At 36.0% G+C, this 18919-nt stretch carries 16 protein-coding genes and 2 pseudogenes; all 18 read right to left on the bottom strand.

Annotated features, from left to right (window positions below):
- Positions 1-100 precede the first annotated feature (100 nt).
- Positions 101-1966 (bottom strand): AAA family ATPase, encoded by a 1866-nt coding sequence (locus tag AC0OM3_RS07925; protein ID WP_474211341.1) that lies wholly within the window; start codon positions 1964-1966, stop codon positions 101-103.
- Positions 1967-2715: 749 nt separating this feature from the next.
- Positions 2716-4890: pseudogene (locus AC0OM3_RS07920) on the bottom strand (phage tail spike protein); the annotation flags it as partial.
- Complete coding sequence (locus tag AC0OM3_RS07915; RefSeq protein WP_474211340.1) at positions 4887-6368, bottom strand: distal tail protein Dit; 1482 nt, start codon at positions 6366-6368, stop codon at positions 4887-4889. The gene AC0OM3_RS07915 and the pseudogene AC0OM3_RS07920, both read right to left, overlap by 4 nt.
- Positions 6369-6380: 12 nt before the next feature.
- Positions 6381-6617 (bottom strand): annotated as a pseudogene (locus AC0OM3_RS07910) (hypothetical protein); the annotation flags it as partial.
- A 342-nt stretch (positions 6618-6959) separates the two neighbouring features.
- Positions 6960-7847, bottom strand: a complete 888-nt coding sequence (locus tag AC0OM3_RS07905) for a hypothetical protein (protein WP_474211339.1) — start codon at positions 7845-7847, stop codon at positions 6960-6962.
- A gap of 174 nt (positions 7848-8021) precedes the next feature.
- Entirely contained in the window at positions 8022-10757 is a 2736-nt protein-coding gene (locus AC0OM3_RS07900; protein WP_474211337.1) for a phage tail tape measure protein, read from the bottom strand.
- Positions 10758-11033 carry a hypothetical protein gene (locus AC0OM3_RS07895; protein ID WP_474211335.1) on the bottom strand — a complete coding sequence of 92 codons (276 nt, stop codon included), beginning with the start codon at positions 11031-11033 and terminating at the stop codon, positions 10758-10760.
- A 35-nt stretch (positions 11034-11068) separates the two neighbouring features.
- Complete coding sequence (locus tag AC0OM3_RS07890; RefSeq protein ID WP_098536288.1) at positions 11069-11497, bottom strand: hypothetical protein; 429 nt, start codon at positions 11495-11497, stop codon at positions 11069-11071.
- 46 nt (positions 11498-11543) lie between these two features.
- Positions 11544-12137, bottom strand: a complete 594-nt coding sequence (locus tag AC0OM3_RS07885) for a hypothetical protein (RefSeq protein WP_000729984.1) — start codon at positions 12135-12137, stop codon at positions 11544-11546.
- 14 nt (positions 12138-12151) lie between these two features.
- Positions 12152-12514 (bottom strand): hypothetical protein, encoded by a 363-nt coding sequence (locus AC0OM3_RS07880; protein ID WP_058839885.1) that lies wholly within the window; start codon positions 12512-12514, stop codon positions 12152-12154.
- Between the two features lie 5 nt (positions 12515-12519).
- Positions 12520-12927 carry an HK97-gp10 family putative phage morphogenesis protein gene (locus AC0OM3_RS07875; RefSeq protein WP_000061896.1) on the bottom strand — a complete coding sequence of 136 codons (408 nt, stop codon included), beginning with the start codon at positions 12925-12927 and terminating at the stop codon, positions 12520-12522.
- Positions 12902-13246: a head-tail adaptor protein gene (locus AC0OM3_RS07870; protein WP_098487881.1), complete on the bottom strand. Its 345-nt coding sequence runs from the start codon at positions 13244-13246 to the stop codon at positions 12902-12904. The genes AC0OM3_RS07875 and AC0OM3_RS07870 overlap by 26 nt, the downstream gene beginning before the upstream one ends.
- Positions 13243-13554 carry a head-tail connector protein gene (locus AC0OM3_RS07865; protein WP_098829606.1) on the bottom strand — a complete coding sequence of 104 codons (312 nt, stop codon included), beginning with the start codon at positions 13552-13554 and terminating at the stop codon, positions 13243-13245. The genes AC0OM3_RS07870 and AC0OM3_RS07865 overlap by 4 nt, the downstream gene beginning before the upstream one ends.
- A gap of 43 nt (positions 13555-13597) precedes the next feature.
- Positions 13598-14443, bottom strand: a complete 846-nt coding sequence (locus AC0OM3_RS07860; RefSeq protein WP_474211332.1) for a hypothetical protein — start codon at positions 14441-14443, stop codon at positions 13598-13600.
- 117 nt (positions 14444-14560) lie between these two features.
- Entirely contained in the window at positions 14561-15292 is a 732-nt protein-coding gene (locus AC0OM3_RS07855) for a DUF4355 domain-containing protein (protein WP_474211330.1), read from the bottom strand.
- Positions 15293-15366: 74 nt separating this feature from the next.
- The gene (locus AC0OM3_RS07850) at positions 15367-16134 is read right to left on the bottom strand and encodes a phage head morphogenesis protein (protein ID WP_474211328.1); all 768 of its coding nucleotides are present in this window, start codon (positions 16132-16134) and stop codon (positions 15367-15369) included.
- Positions 16135-16207: 73 nt separating this feature from the next.
- Positions 16208-17632, bottom strand: a complete 1425-nt coding sequence (locus AC0OM3_RS07845; protein WP_474211327.1) for a phage portal protein — start codon at positions 17630-17632, stop codon at positions 16208-16210.
- 12 nt (positions 17633-17644) lie between these two features.
- A partial coding sequence (locus AC0OM3_RS07840) for a PBSX family phage terminase large subunit (RefSeq protein ID WP_000769400.1) occupies positions 17645-18919 on the bottom strand: 1275 nt, incomplete at its 5' end.

Genomic DNA, 18919 nt, shown 5'->3' with positions numbered 1-18919 from the left:
TCCAAAATCTATTGATAAATTTTCACTATTTTTTCCATATTATTAATATTTGACTAAAGAGAAAAGCTCTCTAATTGAGAGCTTTTTTAAATAAATGTTGTTATTCATTGTTCACTTTTATAAAGTCATAAAGTACTTGACTTAATTTTTTGGCTTCTTCACTTAAATGATCATACGTACTTATATGGTTAATAGATTTTTTGCAGAAATCTAGTTTATTTACTACAGTTCCTGACTTAGCGGCATAACTACCTCTTCTTTTCCTATCTCCTTCTGGAAAAAGGGAATCTATATAGGTACCTAAAGGTTCGTTTTTATAGTCTTCCTGAGTGAAGTCTTTGTTGATTAGGTGTTCTAGTGGACTCTCTTCGGTTTTTGACGTACCCTTTTCGTATTCAGCAATTACTTCTCGTAGTATATCTTCGGAGAGTATATTCTCAATTTCTTTACATTCCAAACAATAATACCTGTCTCCTAGAAATTTTTCTAACTTTTCTTGCCGAGGGCGCTTGTCATCACCATCTTTGTCTGTAATCAAAAAAAGAGTACTACAGATTTTTTCAGCATTCATGGATGTATGTCCTTCATTAGTTTCTGTTTCATCATCTAGGAATGACCAATGAGTTATATTGCCACCACTATATTCAACGAATGAATAGTGTATATCTTCTTTAAACTCTTTTAAATCAGGGTAAAATTCTTGGAATACTTTTAGAAAACGCCTTATATACAACCTGTCTGTAATGCCTTCAACCCATATGGTACAGTTGGATAGAAGAACAGCTGAATTTCTAACTCCAAGTTCTTGTAATACACTTTTATTCTCATTACTTACATTTTCTATAGAAAATGTTGCATCTATTTCTTCAGTAGGATTTCCGGAGTGTTCTCCTAAAATTTTTTTGAATTTATATATAGATATCCTATCCATATCTAGTGTCATATCCAAAAAATGATTTGAATGGGTCGTGAAGAAAAATTGGTGATGTGCAAATTGCTCATCCATTATTATCTCAATAAATTTCCTCTGCATACCTGGATGTAAAAATAACTCCGGTTCTTCAATAAATAATAGTAAGTTTTCATCTAAAAATTTAAACAACGGGAATGTTAGGATGATTAATGATTGAATACCATCACCTAATTCAAATATGTTTTTTTCCTTTTCTATTCCTATTTTTACTTTTATTACATCTGAATTCCTAACGGGTGTAAGTGTAACTTGTTGTCCATCAAAAAAGCTCTCTGACAAAAATTCTTGAAATTTTTGTATATTGTACCTTTGCTGAACACTTCCTAATAACATATCTGTTATTTCATCATAGAGATTAAGTCCAGTATGTATTTCTAATGTTTCATGTGCTTCTTTAAAGTAATCATTTTTCGTTCTTTCTTTATAAACATCTTTACCAGTATTGATTGTATCTGTATATCCTCTAAGTCCACGTAAAGCCGGTATATAAACACGCTTAAAATTAATTTCATAACTTGTTCTACCAGAAGAGACTATTTCATAAATTTTTGGTTGATAATCATTAAGTAACGATTTTAAGTTAGTTATTAACTGTTCTGTTTTTTCAGGTACTCCAAAGTGGTTTTCGTTTAAAGTGACTACTGATGAACTATCGATGTTAATTATGTCAGCAACTAGTCTATGAAAGTCCTTAAACAAATCCTCGCCTTCTTTTAAAAATGAAGGGATTTTAAACATTTCTATATCACTAATTAAACGGTCTACATTAAGTTCACCGATGCCTCTAAAAGAACTTTCCTTTATAGAACTAATTATTGCATCCGTAAATTCTATAAGTATATTGTCATAAGATTCAACGTCTACTATTTCTTTTGGAGGTGTAAAAAAAATATCTTTATCAATTGCGAATATGCCTCTAAGGAATCTACTTTTACCTGAATTATTAGATCCTACAAAGATATTGACTTTAGAGAGGTTTTTAATGACATTCATGTTATATTCTGATCGTAAATTTCTATTAAAACTTAGATTTTCTATATGATGTCCCAAATCAATCACTCATTTCCTGTAAATGTTAATCTTATTATAAGTTATTTTCCTAAAAATTTATCGTTAAAGTAAGTTTTTAGGAAAACCTACACTTATGTAACTTACGATTTGAGTAAAAAAATAAGTATCTTGTTAAAAGGATAACCAGTGCATACAAACTATTTTTAGCGTATATATGGAAAATAAGTGGAATAACAACTTTATTATTTTTGTATGTAAATTCTTTCTATGAAAACTTCCTAATAAATATATCAAAAGTTCATACAAAACACATAAATTTTATATATAATATATTCATCAATACTAATATTCAAACAATATATTAATGCTAATAACATCTTTGGTACACTATACCGATTCTTTACATCTTTCGATAATAGAAGGGTAGGTTAACCAGGCATCTCTTAAGTATTCGTTAAAAATGCATTTAACGTAAGTAAAGTAAGTTGCTTATATTTTGTATCTAAACACCATTAAATACGTGGAGGATGAAATTATGAAATTTATAGAACAGCACCCTAATTATACGACATATACTCATGAAGAATATGATATGTGCGATCTGCCATTTACAATAAGATCAGGCGAATTAAATGCCCTTGTACATGGATGTTTAAGTACTTGCTCAGAAGATGATGAAATAGAAGGTAATACGTATAGATTGCAACATGCATTAGCTGCAGAGTTACAGTATACAAGGCAACCCAATCTACAATTGCCTTTGTAGTATTACTTGGATAGTTATATAAACTTAACTTTCGTTCATTTCCACTTGTAGTTGCACCAGCTTTAAAGGTTACATACGTTATTCCATTAGCATAAACACTTGTTGCATATCCAACATTATTTGAACCGCCATTCTGCCAAATCCCAAATTTCTGACCTTGTGGGACACTTCCCTTAATTACAAAGGTATATTCCTCACCCGCAAAGAAATTTTCAGTTAGAGAATATTGATTGATTAGATAATCTGTTTTTTCGTATTTAATATTTGAATCTAATAAAAGGTTACGTCCTCCAGCTTTATCATTATTAACCTTTGTTTCTACACTTGTTAACTTTTCACTAATTTTCCCAGCTTTTTCTTCTGTTTCAGTAGTTGTTTTCTTTAGTTCACTTGTTGTTTGCTGCACCTCAGAGATTTTCTTTATTGTGCCTTCGGAAGTCTCTACTACTGTATTTAGTTTCTCAGTGATTTCACCATCTTTTTTTGTTAATGCTTCAATAGATTTATTGAACCCTTCGTTAGTTTGCTGCAAGCTAGTAACTTTTTTATCTATTTCACCTTGAGAGTTTTGTACATTTTTAATGGTTAGAGAAACTTCTTGAAGATTTTCTGTTACTTCCTTGAATTGTCCATTTGTCTCTTTTTGCGCATCTTCTACTTTTTTATCTACTTCTTCTTTTGTGGACTGAATATCCTTATTAACCTGTTCAAGTGTTTCTTTTTTGAGAGACTCTACATCAGGTACAACCGATTCCCAAGCTGCGCCTGTCCATATTTTTAAAATACCAGGCTTACCATTGCTAATATCACGCCAAAGTGTTTTATAAGGTTTTAGTCCTGTTGTCGGTGGATTATTAGCTTCAATTATTTCTACCGTGTTATTTTTAAGATTCTCTTGAACTTTTTCAGCCAATGTTTTCGCTGCTTCGGATTCTTTCTTAGCATTACTAGCTGTTTCGTTTGCATCTTTCACTAATTTATCTAACTGATCTATCAGCTCTTGTTTATTACCTAATGACCCCAAGATTCGATTGTAAATTTTTCGTAGTTCTTCGTTTGGATCAGTAATTTCGCGATAATCACCAAACACATATTTATCTTGTGTAGGGTCCGTAAAAGATTCATCACCAGCAATTACACGTGCTTCAAGGTATAACTTAGGTGTGAATCCTGTATCTTTGATTCGAATCGTATCGCCCTCATTAATTAGTTCATGTGCTAGACCGAAAATGCGTCCAATCGATTGTGCTTCTACTTCATAAGAAACTGAAGAATTGACACGCTTCTTTAATTCCGTCTTCATCAAAGTCATTAATCGCTGCGGTGTCATATTTTGGTCTTCTGTTTCCGGAGTGTAGAAACCAAATTTATGCTTACCATGCGCATTCCAGCGTTGAAAGGCATCACTATCTGTAATATAAAGAAGCCCGTTATTAATACTCTCAATCGTGATAAGTTTGTCACCTTCGCCCCGTACAAATCCGACTAAGGCGGTACAAATATCCCTGGAATGTTCAATGCGTCTAATGCCTATTAAGTCTTTTCCCAAGGTTACTTCCTTCCCTGTTTCTCTCCCTCGTTTCTTTATCATATCGACATACCATCCAGTAATTTGAGAACCGAATACTTCAACACGATATTGGATTTCTAACTCAAACAAAGCCGCGATTTTCTTTAAAAAAGTGAGGGGATCGATGAATTCATCAATAGTCATCGTGTGGAATGAAGAATAATCCGTTATTCCACGTTGCCATTTTGACTCAGCAAGAGCGATATCAATAAACGTATTAACTGTTTCGCTCTCTATACGTTGAGGTTTAATAATGCCATCTTTGGCTATTTGAACCCAGGCACCAGCAGCATGTACAGTGAGCGATTTATCATCAGAGTCTTTTTCTACTTCATTATTGATAACATATGGAACAATGCGACCATCACGCACTTCCTTTAAAACTAGGTTCTGCTGCTGTAAAGTAACTGCATGTGGAGTGCCGTCAAAAGTTTTGAATTCTAACATATCAATGTTATTTTTTATTTCCCAATGACGGTTATCAGCCCAGTAGTCCTTTGGTTGAATAGCTGATATAATCTGATCTGTTTTGAAATCAACAACATGAAGTATTCCGCTTGGTGTTCTCATCTGAATCGCTCCCTATATTTGACCCTTGCTGTTCCGATATCAGAAGGCATGATCTCTAGTTTATTAGTGCCTCTATTGATAACAGGGAAATTACTGAAAATGTCCTTAATATTAATCGCATTCTTTCCTTCAATTGTTACATGACTGTTTTCTGTGTCGATCACGACTTTATCACCAACATCTACTATATAAGGCGGTGTATTTTTCGTATTTAAATTCACTTTCCAAAACTTCAAATCACTAACTGACATTGCTTCTACTGGTGGAACGTCTTGAAACTGCATGATGCTAATCTGAATTTGTGTTGTTTTTTCCATATGATAGTTTTTTTCATCCGTCCAACGTGCAAATCGTTCTGAATCATCTTTTTCTGTACCTGGAAGGAATTTTGAAATATACGCTTCCCATACATTTCCTGTCCTAGCTATCCACAATCGACCAAAATACTGATTCCATGTATTCGGATAATCGCCACTCTCATAAATTAAACCTGTTTTCCCCGGCTTATTGTCATATCCAATTACCATTATTCCAAAATTTTGTTCAGCTTGCCAAAAGAGATCGTTCATAGCAATTTTTGAAAGTACCTTGCTATTTTCATCCAGTATCGCTATCTCAACTCGTCCCATTTCATTGATTTTTTTACTCTTACATGTAACGTAGGCTTGCATAATAAAGTCTTGTACTGGACCGCCAGGGATACTCTTTTTAACGGCTGCGCCGTGCCAACCTTTACCCGCAGTACCAAAATCAGAACAATAGAATTGGTATTTATCTGATCTCATTTCACCTACTGGTTCACCATCTTCCATCGAGCTGACCTTACTCCACCCTACAGTGGTAGCCATTTCATCCCATATAAGCCTTTGATTTCTTTCTACAGGTTTTTCCACAGTTTTTAACGGCATTCCGATACGAAAATAATCCCGATCATTTAAAGATGTCTCGCCAAACCATACGTCTAGAAAAGTATTTGGTTTCGTAATATCAATCTCAATGATAGGGTTAGAATGAACAGTTCCTTTATTTTGGACATTAGCAACTAACCCACTAACATCTTTTTTAAAGTCAACCGTTTGCTTTTTTCCTAACTTATATGGCATTGGACAAATGAAAGTTAAAGTACCTTCACCTAGATCAACTAACTGGTCTAAATCTAAAGTTTCATCTACGACAGCTAAAAACGTACGATCTTTTTCATCATCAAAAATAAGCTCGCACGGTTGATCCGTAACGAGCCAATCTGCTATTTCTTCTTTTAGTTTTTCAGCTTCTTCAGCTGAATCATATAATAATGCAATAGGAACTAAAATCTTTCTCATTTTAGTTTGTGTGCGTAGTAACCTACCTCCTGGATAATGCGAGACTTCAAGAAACATATGATCCAAAGGAGCCCATGCAGGGCGCTTTTTACCCTGCAGTGGAATTACATTTGGATTCCTTTTCCCGTTAAAACTAAAGAAGCTAATTCCCGTCATATCATCACCTACCTAAAATACTTTGAGTCTTTCTTTCTCGCGTTCTTGAAATTCATTGACATCTGAGTAAATTTCCTTCGCTATTTCTCTTCCGTTTAAATTAATTTGTAAAACAGTTGGACCTTGCGGTACATATTTGGCCCCTTGCTGTTGATTTAATGGTAATGAACCCATAATTCCATTCGCAATCGCGTCAAACGTTTGCTTACGTAAAGGTAAAACCGTTTCATCGTATCCTCTTGCGTCACCACAATTGTTATGTTAAGGCTCTTTATCCTTAACTCTCCGGTTTTCACTGGAGTATCGGACTATATCATCACCCATTCATCGGGTGTCGTGCGCTCTTGGATATTTCGCCATACTTTTAGCTTAGGCTACTTTACCTAGTCTCTACACCTTCCTGTCGTTTCCGTACAGGCTTGGCTCGGGATTGCCATATTTTATCAACAAAAAAAGCACTCATAATAGAGTGCTTACCTTCAATTCAAGTATTGGTTTTAATATATCTTGCTCTAGGTAAGAAATTCTAATCAATGGGATATTGTTTCGTTTGCAATATGCATTTTTTATTGCATCCCTTTTCTTAGAATCTCAAAATTTAGTATTTCTTGTATCTTCATCCCTAATATATTGAAAGGGTCTGAAGTGTTGTTCTCCGTCATATTCAATTAAACATTTAACATGTTCATCTGAATCTAAAACAGCGAAATCGAAGGCTAAGCTCCTTTGGTGTTTACAATCAGGGAATTTGTATTCTTTTTCAAATAGAACATCATGTTCAGTTAACCAGCTTTCAATTTCTTTACTAGCTTTGGATGAACGAAAGTCGCTACAATTAGGGCAACGTCTATTTTGGTTTAAAATCTTATCCGGCGCTACATAATATTCATGACCACAATCGTTATGTTTTACAAGAATCTTGTCTCTCGCTGTTGTGTATTGACCAAGTACAGAATACTCGTCTTTTAATAGCTTGTACATTCTTGTTACAAATTCATTGTGATTAGATTTATTATATGGCCCTTCAGATTTAGGTCTTCTCTTTGCCAATAAAGCTGCTGTTTTCCCTGTGTTCTTATTGGAGCAAAAATTACATCTTCTTTTTCCGCTATTTTTAAAAGAGTCGAATGTGGTAACAAATTCGTTTCTGCACCTACATTTAAGTTTAATAGGTGTTTTACAATTTGTGTATTCGTTGCTAATTAAAGTGCAACCACTGTCGCTTTCGAGATCAATAAAGGCTTTTATCTCGCTATAAGTGAATATCTTATCTTGATTGCATCTTTTGAAACCGCACTTATTACATTTACGTTTCCCTTTCCTAAATTGATTGAAAGTGGTTATAAATTCATCTCCGCAGTCACATTTGAACTTCATTTTTTCGCGATTGCCAACATATTCATCTGAAATCAATGTACAATCACTATTCTCGTTAACGAAAGAAATAGCATGTTCTAAACATCTGACTCTTTTAGACATAACAAATACCCCTCCGACAGAGTTTTTATCCGATTATTTAATTTTTAAATGAGAAAAAAGGTGTCGGAACATTCTTTCAATTCAGGTAGCTAATCCAAATCTATCTCTCTCCTATATTATACCATACTTGAAATTGTTGATAAAACTTAGGTTTCCCCGAATTCACACGATATTTTATGCTGCCGATTTCTCGACAACCGGGCTAGATTTAACCCCAATTAATGTAGGATTACCGGGCTTAATTAAAGCTCCATTCGCAGCCCATTTAACATCGAAAGATGGCAGCCCCTCACTTGCCCAATTTACAGGGTTTAATGATCCATTTACACTAATCTTCGGAACAGGAATGTGAACGCCACTAAACATATTCGCTACACCGTTTTTAATTTTATCAATCCAGCCCATAATTCCACTCCAAGCTTCTTTAATAGGATTAATCAGTTTGTCTTTAATTTTCATAGCAGCTTCACCTATATCAATTGCCATACGAACTACAGAAGCGATAGGTTCCTTAATAAATGTCTTGAAATATCCAACAACAGTAGACCACATGCTACTAATCGTAGAGCCAAAAGAAGATGCGAGCCCTTTCACTGCACCAAAAATTTGTTTAACAAACGAAAATTGGATAAGCCCCCAGATTAACTGGATTGCACCGCTGAAGATTTGTTTTATCCCTGCCCACATTCCAGAGAAATCACCAGTTAAAACAGATGCGAAAAATTTAATAATTCCCATAATGAGATTAACAGCACCCTGGATAATATCTTTTATAGCGTCCCATGCACTTTTTACAATCATCATTACAGCTGGCATTACAAAAGCTATAATAGATTGAATGATTGAGAAGGCATTTTTTACAGCTTGTACAATTTGATCTCCGTTTTCTTTCCAAAACGAAGTGATTTGAGATATAATCCCATTTACAAACGACATTACATCTGTCAGTAAAGGCATTAAGTAAGGAGCTATTGTATTGAATACACCTTTAATAAAGTCCCAAGTAGCGCCGATTATTCCCATAATTACTGGTGCTTGCGCTGCTATCAAGGATTGTACATTTTCTATGAAACTACTCAATTGAGCATGCACATCCTGAACGAACATAATAATATCCGCTTTCTGCTCAGGTGAAAAACCTAACTTGTCTATGAAATTACTTGCAGCTCCCCAATCACCAGATACGAGAGCTTTCATAGTTTCTACACCATATTGCACTGCCGCTGTAGTTTCTTGTATAAACTGAATTGCATTAGCTGAAAAGCCTAGTTTAGTAAGGATGTCGTATCCTTCAACTAAAGCATTTCTATCACCAGTTGCAGCAATCCAAAATTGCTCTATAGCGGCGCCGACTTGTTGGATGATCCCGATAGCATTGCGAAGCGGTTCGAACACTTTATTCATGGCTTCTTGCCGTTGACGTGTTTGTTCAATACCTTGTTGAAGTTTTTGATATTCAACCTCAGACTCATCAAGAATTTTATTAGCTTCTTCCTGAGTCATTTTCCCTTCTTCAACCTTCATTTTTAACTCTTCTTTTTTCTGAGCTAACATACCATCAGCGTTCATCATATTTTCGGCATGCTTCTTAGATAGAGCTAACTTTTCGTTATACTCTTCTTGCGTTATTTTCCCCTTTTTGAGATTCATATCAAGAACAGCTTTAGATTGAGCTAACTGCTGATCAGTTTGTTGCATTAATTTAGCTGCTTCGACCGCTCTACCAGATGGATCAAGCCAGTCAGTAAGAGATTTCACTGCGCTATTTGTTCCATTAGTCATAGCAACAAGTGCAGGTTCAACATGAGAAAATACAACAAGTCCCAAATTCTCTAATCTAGATTTAACTCCGTCAACTGCACCAGATAAGTTGTTGGCCATTGTTTCAGCCATAACTTTGGCAGAACCTTCAGAAGTTTCTAGTGTATTTACCATGTCATCAAATGCAGGTTGTCCCCCCTTGATAACTTGAATCCACCCTGCATAGGCTTCCTCACCGAATATTGCTTTTGCAGCGGCAATTTGTTGAGATTCAGATAACTTTCCAAATCCGTCGTGTAACTGTCCGATGATTTCATTCATTGGTTTCATGTTACCTTCAGAATCTTTAACAGTTACATTTAATGCAGATAATGATTTAGCAGCCTCTTTTGGTGGTGCTGCTAACCGAGATAAACCAGCACGTAATGCCGTACCAGCCATTGAAGCTTTAATACCGTTATTTGCAAATATCTGAGCAATTGCGGCAGTTTCTTCAATATTCAAACCAAATGTAGCTGCTACTGGAGCAGCGTATTTCATGGTTTCGCCCAGCTGCTCAACGTTTAAATTGGCAGTCGCTTGGGCTAGCGCGAATACGTCAGCAGCTCTTCCTGCTTCTGAAGCTTTCATACCAAATGGAGTCATTGTATCGGTTACTATATCTGAAGCTTTTGCAAGGTCTAATGCACCAGCTGTCGCTAAATCAAGTAGCGGTTTACTAGCTGCAATCATTTGGTTGGAGTCCCAACCTGCAAGGGCCATATATTCATAGGCTTGAGCTACGTTTGTAGCTGACCAACGTGTTTCAGCACCTAATTTACGTGCGTTCGCTCCCAGTTCAGCCATTTGTAAAGCATTAGAACCAGAGAGAGCTTCTACTTTTGACATCTGTTGGGTATATTCAGAACCGACTTTTACTACACCAGCAATCGCAGCTCCTACCCCTACCGCAACACCGACTAATCCACCCATAGCTATAGCCGCACCGCCAACAGAAGAACCTAATCCTACTGCTGCTTGCCCGACTTGTCCGAATCCACGACCTAAAATACCAGTTGTTCGTTGTCCACTTCTTTCAGCGTTAGCCAATCCTCTTTGTAACTGATCGTCCTTTAAGAAGATTGACCCAAACATCTTAAATAATTCCATCTATTCACCCGCCTTTCCGCGGATTTTCGCAACTCGAGCGAACACTTCTTTTTTCGTGAGTTTCTGTTTCGGTATTTGTTCGATTAAATCATTGTATTGTTGTACCTGTTCTTGCGTTGGATTTTCGCGCTTATGTTTAAATTGAGGAAATGTTTCATCGCAGTACGGTTGTAGGGCGCACCATTCTTCCCATAACATGCGGTCCATCTCTTTTTTCTTTGCGGTGAGATACAAATTAATAACTATCTCGGCATCCAAACCACGTATGTACTCCATGTTCGGATAACGAGAAGATAACGTATCGATGAAGTCTATTTCATCAAGTTCACCGCATTGGAAAAAAGCTTAACCAGTCCAACTTCTGAGTTTTTAATTGCAGTAAACAACTTCGCTAACTCTTCTAGATTTAAAGTTCGTATTGTTTCCCAATCTGGGGATGTTTTTTTACCGTTTTCATCTTCACACACTAATAGATCAGAAATGAACTCGAAAAATTCTTGCTCAGCTTCTTCTAATCCAAAGATAAACTTCATAATGATGTCGTAACCGAACGTCTCTTGTGCAGCTAATACATCTGCTTGTGTTGCACCTTCTTTACTTCGTACACCCATCATTAAATCTTTAAGTAAGTTAATATCAACCTTGAATTTTGATTTCTTCAAAATACGAACTACGGAAAATAAATCTCCGCCATGAATTTGTCTCACTTTGTATTCTTTTTCTTGAATTGCAATAGTCACATTTATTCCTCCTTAAAATAAAAAGAGCAGGGATTTCCCCTACTCTTTAACCTGCCGGTATTAATTTTGCTGCTTCTGTCGCTGTTAAAATACGTTTTTTCCATGGTACTTTTCGAATGTTTTCTGGATCACGATGTCCTGTGAATGTTACTTCTGGAACAACTTCACTCTCATTTTCAAATCCTAGTTCTAATGAACCGTCAGATAATGCATTATATACGATAATTTCAACGATATCGCCACCTAAAGTTTCACCAACCCATGCTACATTTTTAAGATAGCTTTCTTTCGTAAGACGTTCCGTTGCTTCAATTACATCGTATTTGATAGTTTTTCCGTCTTTCGTAACGGTTTCTTCGAAAACTTTTAATCCAGCAATAAAGTTTTTAATTTTATCTTTATCAAGGAATTCAAGTGTTTTAAAACTGATTTGAGTTTTTGATTTCGTAATACGTTTCATCCCCATAGTGTCACCAGGAGACCCATCATATTCAATTTCTTTAAACTCTGGTTCATACTTAAAAGAACCGCCGCCTTGTGTGGCACCTACTGGTAGTTCATCTTTTTCCCCGTAATTAAAGAAGAATGCCCCCCAGTCTCCGAAGAGAACATTTTCTGGTTTTGGTTGTGGAGCTGCCATACAATCAACCCTTTCTATTGTTTAAAATAAGTTCGTAAAATGAAACGCACTTCTTTACGCCTAATATTAGAATCTGGATCAAGTATTTTCTGACTCGAAAGATAAGAAATAGCAGCACCAAATTCAGCGCTGCTTAATCTTTTTCTATGAAGATTGCTTTCTAGTTTTGTAATCAATTCATCTATTTGAGCAAGATGAGCAGAAGTACCGTAAATATCAATTGTAAGCATGATATTTTTTCTTCCCCATGGTTCTTTATCATCATTAACCGTGTACACCAAATAAGGCATTACAGCGGTTGTTTTAGCGATTTCATAATACGTTTCTTTATGAATCTGTTTTAATTCACTGTGTAATATATTTATAAAGTCATTCATGCTATCTACCTCATTAATGACGAATAGGTTCGTGTGCCAACTTGTGTAATTTGCGGTTTATTGCTCTCTGCTGCTGGTCTAAGAAAAGGCTGTGCATGTTGCCCTTGAGTTTTAACCATCTTCCCTGTTTTAGAATCACGGTACATCCAAGGAGTTTTACGCCCATCACCGTCTACAGCATAAATTCCTGTCCCCTTCTCAACATAAATACCATGATCAGCAGATGTCCCTATAACAACTTTTTCTTGTTCTGCTTTAGAACTAATACTTCTTCTTAGATTACCAGTGTCTACAGCAGCAAGTAATTTAGCTTTAGAAGATACAAATTGACCAATAGCAGTATGAGCTGCTTTCTTTGCAGCCAAATGTCTTGCCATAACAGCGGCTCTATTTGATTGGAATTTCATGCTCATATGGCAACATCTCCAATTCTATTTGAAAGAATCTACCTGCATTCATTGGATCGCCCGAGTAAGTAACGCTGTATACCTTCTTGTCGATAACTAATCTATCTTGAATTGTTACATCGAATGGTAGGCAATAAAAGAAATGCGTGCTTTTCTCTTCTACTTTCTTGTTACGGGCATCCTTTGTTCCTTGAATGGCATCTAATACACCTTTTACATTGTTAATTTCGTTCCACTCTTCTGTTGGATATGGACCATCGTCAGAACTAGCATTACGAAGCACTGAAGCATCTTTTCCGAATTTACGAATCATTGATTGAATCATAAGACACGCAACCTCACTTTCAGTCCTTTTGTAATACTTGCTGGATAATCTCCCACGTCATCATAAGTAACAGAATAGTTACCTAATGATTCGCTTTTCTTCCCTTCTCTCTCCCGCTCCTTATGCTGATGAACCACCATTTTAGCGATGATACCAGGATAAGCAGGAGGGAATTCAGGAATAGTTCTATTGGTATACTCAGCAACCATTAACATTGTATCTTCAATGCTTATTAATAAATTTTCATCACTTATATTAGGTACTTGCAGTTTTACACGTTTTAAAATTTCTGCTTTCATATCTTCCATCTAATCACCTACTTACGTAAAAGAAAAAAATGGAGAAGGCTTATTAAGCCCCTCCATCTGGTTTTTCCGGAGTAATTGATGTAACTGTAGCTGTAAGTACCGCTATTGACTCTTGACGAAGGATATCTCCACCATAAACCATAAGACCACGAATACCATCTGCAAAGGAATTTTGCAGACGTTGTGCCTCTGTTTCAGTTAACTGTGTCCCGTATCCAATGGCAGACTTATGAAGACCTAAAATTTTATACTTACCACCAGTACCGTGAATTTCTTCTGATACAACGATTTGTGATCCATTAATAATCTGTCCTTCAACAATACCATTTTCTAAAACAACAGGTTGCTTAGTAAAGCGATCATCTTTAGATAATAAACCTAAAACCTGAGAATTGATGATTGTGAATCGTTCAGTTTTAGGAACCTTTTTAATATTTAAAATCGTATTTAAGTCTACAATGTAATCATATGCATTTTTAGGTGATAACTCAATTGGACTAGAGTCACTCCCAATTGTATGAGTTTTATGAGCGCCTTTATAAAGCCCTAATACGAATGTATCAACGGTTTCCTGAAGTACCGCTCCTGCCTCTTGTGTATGTGGGTCGATTAAATCTCCAGCAGCCTGAACTGCATCTACATCATCAACTTTGAAAGCAAAATACTTTTGTTGATCCATATTAATTTCTACTTTAGAAGGGTTAGTATCATCCCATTCGATTGTACCATTATAATCTTTTACATTTACTGCACCTACACGATTAAAGATAATCTTATTACCCTCGATTTTCGTTGGCGTTGTTGTAATTAAATCCGCAATAGAACGCTTGTGGAAGTTCGCCATCAAGCGCGCTTCCCAAATTGTTGGAATAAAAGTTGATACTGACATATATTAATTCCTCCTTAATGTTTTTCCATAACAAAAGAGATCACTAAAATAGCAATCTCTTTTGTTCGTTTTATATTTTTTTGACTGTACCATTCAAATCACTTAACTTTCCTAGTGCTACTTACCCCAATTGCGCATATCCTTCTGAATTTGTGCCCAGTTCGCATTAATTTCGGCTTGACTCATTGAATTTACTTGTTCTCTCGTAAATCCCCCTCCAGTTCCGCCACTAACATGGATTTCTCGCCCAGCAGCTTTAAACTTTTCAGCCACTTTTACTTCTAATGCAGTAGAGAATAAATCATTAAACTTTGACACCCTAACTTTTGTATCTTCTACATCTGAACCAATAACAAAATCTACAAATTTAAGATCCAATCCAAACGCTGATAAACCATCTGATGCAACACTCTGCATTTCTTTCTGATGAAGTACTCTTTCTCGTTCTTCTAGTTGTTCCTGAAGTTGCTTCATCTCATATTCAGCTTTCTCTTGTGCAGTCATAGAAGCGGTTTTATAGTTCTCTAATTCCTTTTTTGTTGCATTCAGTTCTTTCGAATATTTAGAGCGAACTCTATCTTCTGCTGATTGTACCATCTTCTCAATAAATGTTTTTGTTGCATCATCTAATTTCGGTTCTTTTTGTTCACCAACTGGCGGTTCTTTTTGCTCTTCAACTAGTGAATCTTTTATATCATCTGCAGGTGATGTTTGTTCATTCTGTAATGTCTCATCTGCAGATATTGCAGGATCAGAAAAGAATTGCAGATTTGATAAACGAAACGGTAACCTTATTAGTTCTCTTTCTTTTAAAAACTGTACTTCCGCTTGCTTTTGTAATTGTTTCATTATTATTCCTCCTCTGAGTTCCTATAATTGCGCCCTATTAAGTTCGTAATCTATAAGCCCTCAAGTGTTTTTTATTATTCAAGAGAGTCTTTCCATTCTTCATAACTAACTGCGGTAATAACCTCATTCTTACCTGTAGTTGGGTTTCTGGCCCTTCTCTCAATAAATGGGCTAACATCCGCTACCTCAGTAATGAAAGTACAGCGGCATCGTACAACTTCTTTAGCAGGTAAATTACTATCATGTGGATATTCGCAACTATAACCACCGACTTTAAATAATCCTTTAAACGGTACTTTTTGATGATCTGCTGCTTGGTGAGTAGGACGCGTACGTTTATCTAATGTAGAAACCCAAATCTTCTTCATTGATACACCTTCATCAAAAGCGTGAGAAGCACTGTCATAAGTACCTAAGTTTTGCACCCTAGCACTTTCTGTCCAAGCGACCATTTGGGCTTTCTTCGCATCACCATCAAGTATCGGCTTAATCCGATTTGCCATTGTTGCATATCCTTCGCCTTTTCTAAGACCGATAGATAACTCTCTGCGTATTTGGTTAACTATCTGTACTCGATGTGTACTTAACCTTTGATTGAGTGTCATATTATCGATTGGCATTTGTACCGCCCGTTTAATTACGTTTGGATCAAGAAGACCATACGAAAGAGCCACGCCGACTTCTTTCTCGATGAGATAACTCGTATAATAAAAAGACTCTCCATACTGATTGGAGAGCGTTTCATTGAGAGTTTTCTTTTTCTCATATGTTATTTCATTAATTACTTGTTGCAGTTCACTTTGCATGCTCTTATATCGATTGAATCGGCGCATTTCCTGCATACTCAACTGCTCATTTACGGCATATTTGGCATAATAAAAAGCCAGTATTCCTCTGACTTCTTCTAAAGCATCTTTATACAGGTAGAGAATTGCCTTTTCCAGTTTGTCCTCTATCTTTTGGAGGTGTTTCTGCTTCTTGTCCCATTCCATTAGGCTCACCTACCTTGTCGAGATTCATGGAATCAGCCTCTTCTTCCTGCATCTTCTGTATCTCCGCTTTCGGATCAGAAATAACAGATAACATAGATAATCGTGTTTCTTCGCTTACTAAACCTTGGAGTTTAGACTGCACATCAGCTTCATCAGCTAAGTTAGCTGGAAGGTTTCGCGTGAATTGGAACGTCATACAAAGGTAGTCTAGCTCTCCTTTATTTGAGCGTAAGTTCCAAGCGTCAAACAATAACTTAAATTGTTGTCGCAATGACTTAGTAAACTTCATTTCTAATGTTCCTGATTTAGTTTCTAAAGCTAATAACTTGTAACGAATAGCAACACCAGTAAGGTTACCACCAAATGATTCATCAGAAAGGTTCACATGCTTTGTGAAACGGCATATATTCTTTTCTAATCTGTCGAGATGGTGTTCAAGTATGTTGTCATTAAGGTCCTTAGTTAAGAAAGAAGCCTCACCATCTTCACCTACATCAAGAGCTCCTGTTTGTCTTAGCTTCTCGATAGTATCATCATCTATATCAACGCCTTTAAAGATCATATAAGCCAGACGAAACTGTTCAATCTCACTGTTTACATCGGAAAACGAACGATCGTAACCTTCAATAAGTGATATAGCTTTATCTACATCGCCTTGTAATTCTTCATTATTAGGAAACCCAATAAGTGGCACACCTTTAAATAAGTTTGGAATACGGTCAGTCTCTGTTAACTTATCTAAATCTTCACCAGTGTACTCAATAATATTTGTTTCATTGTAAAACTCTACTTTGTAACCATCCTTGAAATCATCACCATCAATTACTTTGATTGGATAGCAGCGTATAGCGTATTTAGGTTCTGCAATACTTGAATTCGTAAAAAATATAGCTTCGTAAGGTTTAATATTCATAACCTTTTCGATGCCTTCTTTATCGTGATACAGTAGTCTCGCTCCGTATCCACAAATAGAAGCGAACTTCCCTGTTTCTGCGTCAGCATCCTCAGTATGATTCGCTTTTAAAAAGTCCTGAATACGTTTCAATACTTCATCATCTTCATGATCTAAGCTGTATGAGATAGGCAACCCAAACATATAACCGATTTTTGTATCGATAATTTCAGAAAAGAAGTCATTGTTTAGCTTATTGTTAACCTTATCTTTATTACCATCACCTTTAAACTCCCGAGTAAAGATAGGTACCCCCTTTTCACTTGCTTTGTATCGCTCGTACCTGTTAATCATGCGTTGTTTTAATGGTTCAAACTCATCAATAATTTTTTTTAGTAACTTTGATGTAGGCTCGCCATTTTGTTCATCCAGCAACGGAATATAGTGTTCAAACATCGTCTCACCTCCTTAATAGATTGACTTAACAGCCTTAGCTTTGTTATTAGTTACAACAACTGTATTTACAAAGTAACGATCACCATCCATTTGGTGGTCATTCTCTTTATTTGGTTTATCTTCACCACGAGCTGTAGCTTTTTCATCCCAAGTATAAGAAGCGTATTCACGGAATGTTTCTTTACAGCAGTCGTTGTATTTTATCTTCTCTTCATTAAGAAGTCGCGCTACATTTCTTATGCCATCTATAACTTCATTCTTAGCTTTAAGCACTTTGAATCGATTCTTTTTCAATAAAGCAATAAATGAAGCTGCTGATGGGTCAACTATAATCCCGCGAATAGAAATATCTCCGATGAATTCTTTTAGGTCGTCAAGATACTCATCATCTGTCTTTTGCCGTGAATTTTTACGACCATCATAATGGTACTCTTTTGTTTTGTACCATATACCTTTACACAATCCCCATAGTCCATATGTCATAGGGTTCTGTGTACCATAGTCACAAGATACATAATACTTCTCGTATTCTCTTTCTACTGTTTTTACAACATGCTTTTCTTTGTTAAACATGTCATATACAATACCTTCTGCAAGCACCCATAAACCTAAAATGAAGCGTTGAAAGAAGACTCCACTATACATACGATAGTATCTTTGCTTCACTTTTTCAGATAAAGAAAGATTATCGTCCATTGTAAAATGAATATGTAGCAGGTTCTTGTCTTCCTTATTATCTATCCATTCAAGTTTGAACCAATGATATGGGCCGGCAGGGTTACAGTTGAACCAATACTTTGAGCCTTCAATAGAACAACGTCCTGTCGCTTGGTTCACAAAGCTTTGCGGCATAAGAGCAACTTCATCAAAAAACATACCAGCTAATGTAATACCTTGGATAAGTTCTTGTGATGATTCGTCCTTACCACCAAATATATAGAAATGATTCGTATGGCCATCTTTACTAATGGTAAGCATGTTCTCTGATAGATGGTCTTTCACTTTATATTTACGTGATTTTAACATCTTCTTTAATGGAGTAATTACGTTGCGTCGCAGTGATCCAATTGTTTTACCTGCCATACCTAGGTTTTCACCATTAAATGTTTCAGTTCCCCACATAACATAAGAAAGAGCCATCGAAACAGTTTTGCCAGCACGAATAGAACCATCGCATATAATGCCGTCATGGTCCTTCACAGGTGAATCTTTTCTCCACCAAGTGAGTACTTGTAATTGTTTCTTTGAGAATGGTCTAAATTTAAAAGGGGCAGGTTTAAGTTTCAT

The sequence above is a fragment of the Bacillus sp. FAU20 genome, from assembly GCF_056033865.1.
Note: the sequence above shows the minus strand (reverse complement) of the source record. Positions and strands in the feature narration are given on the sequence as shown.

Excerpts from the sequence above, each read along its gene's own strand:
- AC0OM3_RS07905 (WP_474211339.1), bottom strand. The coding sequence starts at position 7,847 with ATGTCTAAAAGAGTCAGATGTTTAGAACATGCTATTTCTTTCGTTAAC.
- AC0OM3_RS07900 (WP_474211337.1), bottom strand. The coding sequence starts at position 10,757 with ATGGAATTATTTAAGATGTTTGGGTCAATCTTCTTAAAGGACGATCAG.
- AC0OM3_RS07895 (WP_474211335.1), bottom strand. The coding sequence starts at position 11,033 with ATGGAGTACATACGTGGTTTGGATGCCGAGATAGTTATTAATTTGTAT.
- AC0OM3_RS07880 (WP_058839885.1), bottom strand. The coding sequence starts at position 12,514 with ATGAATGACTTTATAAATATATTACACAGTGAATTAAAACAGATTCAT.
- AC0OM3_RS07885 (WP_000729984.1), bottom strand. The coding sequence starts at position 12,137 with ATGGCAGCTCCACAACCAAAACCAGAAAATGTTCTCTTCGGAGACTGG.
- AC0OM3_RS07855 (WP_474211330.1), bottom strand. The coding sequence starts at position 15,292 with ATGAAACAATTACAAAAGCAAGCGGAAGTACAGTTTTTAAAAGAAAGA.
- AC0OM3_RS07860 (WP_474211332.1), bottom strand. The coding sequence starts at position 14,443 with ATGTCAGTATCAACTTTTATTCCAACAATTTGGGAAGCGCGCTTGATG.
- AC0OM3_RS07915 (WP_474211340.1), bottom strand. The coding sequence starts at position 6,368 with ATGACGGGAATTAGCTTCTTTAGTTTTAACGGGAAAAGGAATCCAAAT.
- AC0OM3_RS07875 (WP_000061896.1), bottom strand. The coding sequence starts at position 12,927 with ATGAGCATGAAATTCCAATCAAATAGAGCCGCTGTTATGGCAAGACAT.
- AC0OM3_RS07865 (WP_098829606.1), bottom strand. The coding sequence starts at position 13,554 with ATGGAAGATATGAAAGCAGAAATTTTAAAACGTGTAAAACTGCAAGTA.
- AC0OM3_RS07850 (WP_474211328.1), bottom strand. The coding sequence starts at position 16,134 with ATGCAGGAAATGCGCCGATTCAATCGATATAAGAGCATGCAAAGTGAA.
- AC0OM3_RS07845 (WP_474211327.1), bottom strand. The coding sequence starts at position 17,632 with ATGTTTGAACACTATATTCCGTTGCTGGATGAACAAAATGGCGAGCCT.
- AC0OM3_RS07925 (WP_474211341.1), bottom strand. The coding sequence starts at position 1,966 with ATGAATGTCATTAAAAACCTCTCTAAAGTCAATATCTTTGTAGGATCT.
- AC0OM3_RS07870 (WP_098487881.1), bottom strand. The coding sequence starts at position 13,246 with ATGATTCAATCAATGATTCGTAAATTCGGAAAAGATGCTTCAGTGCTT.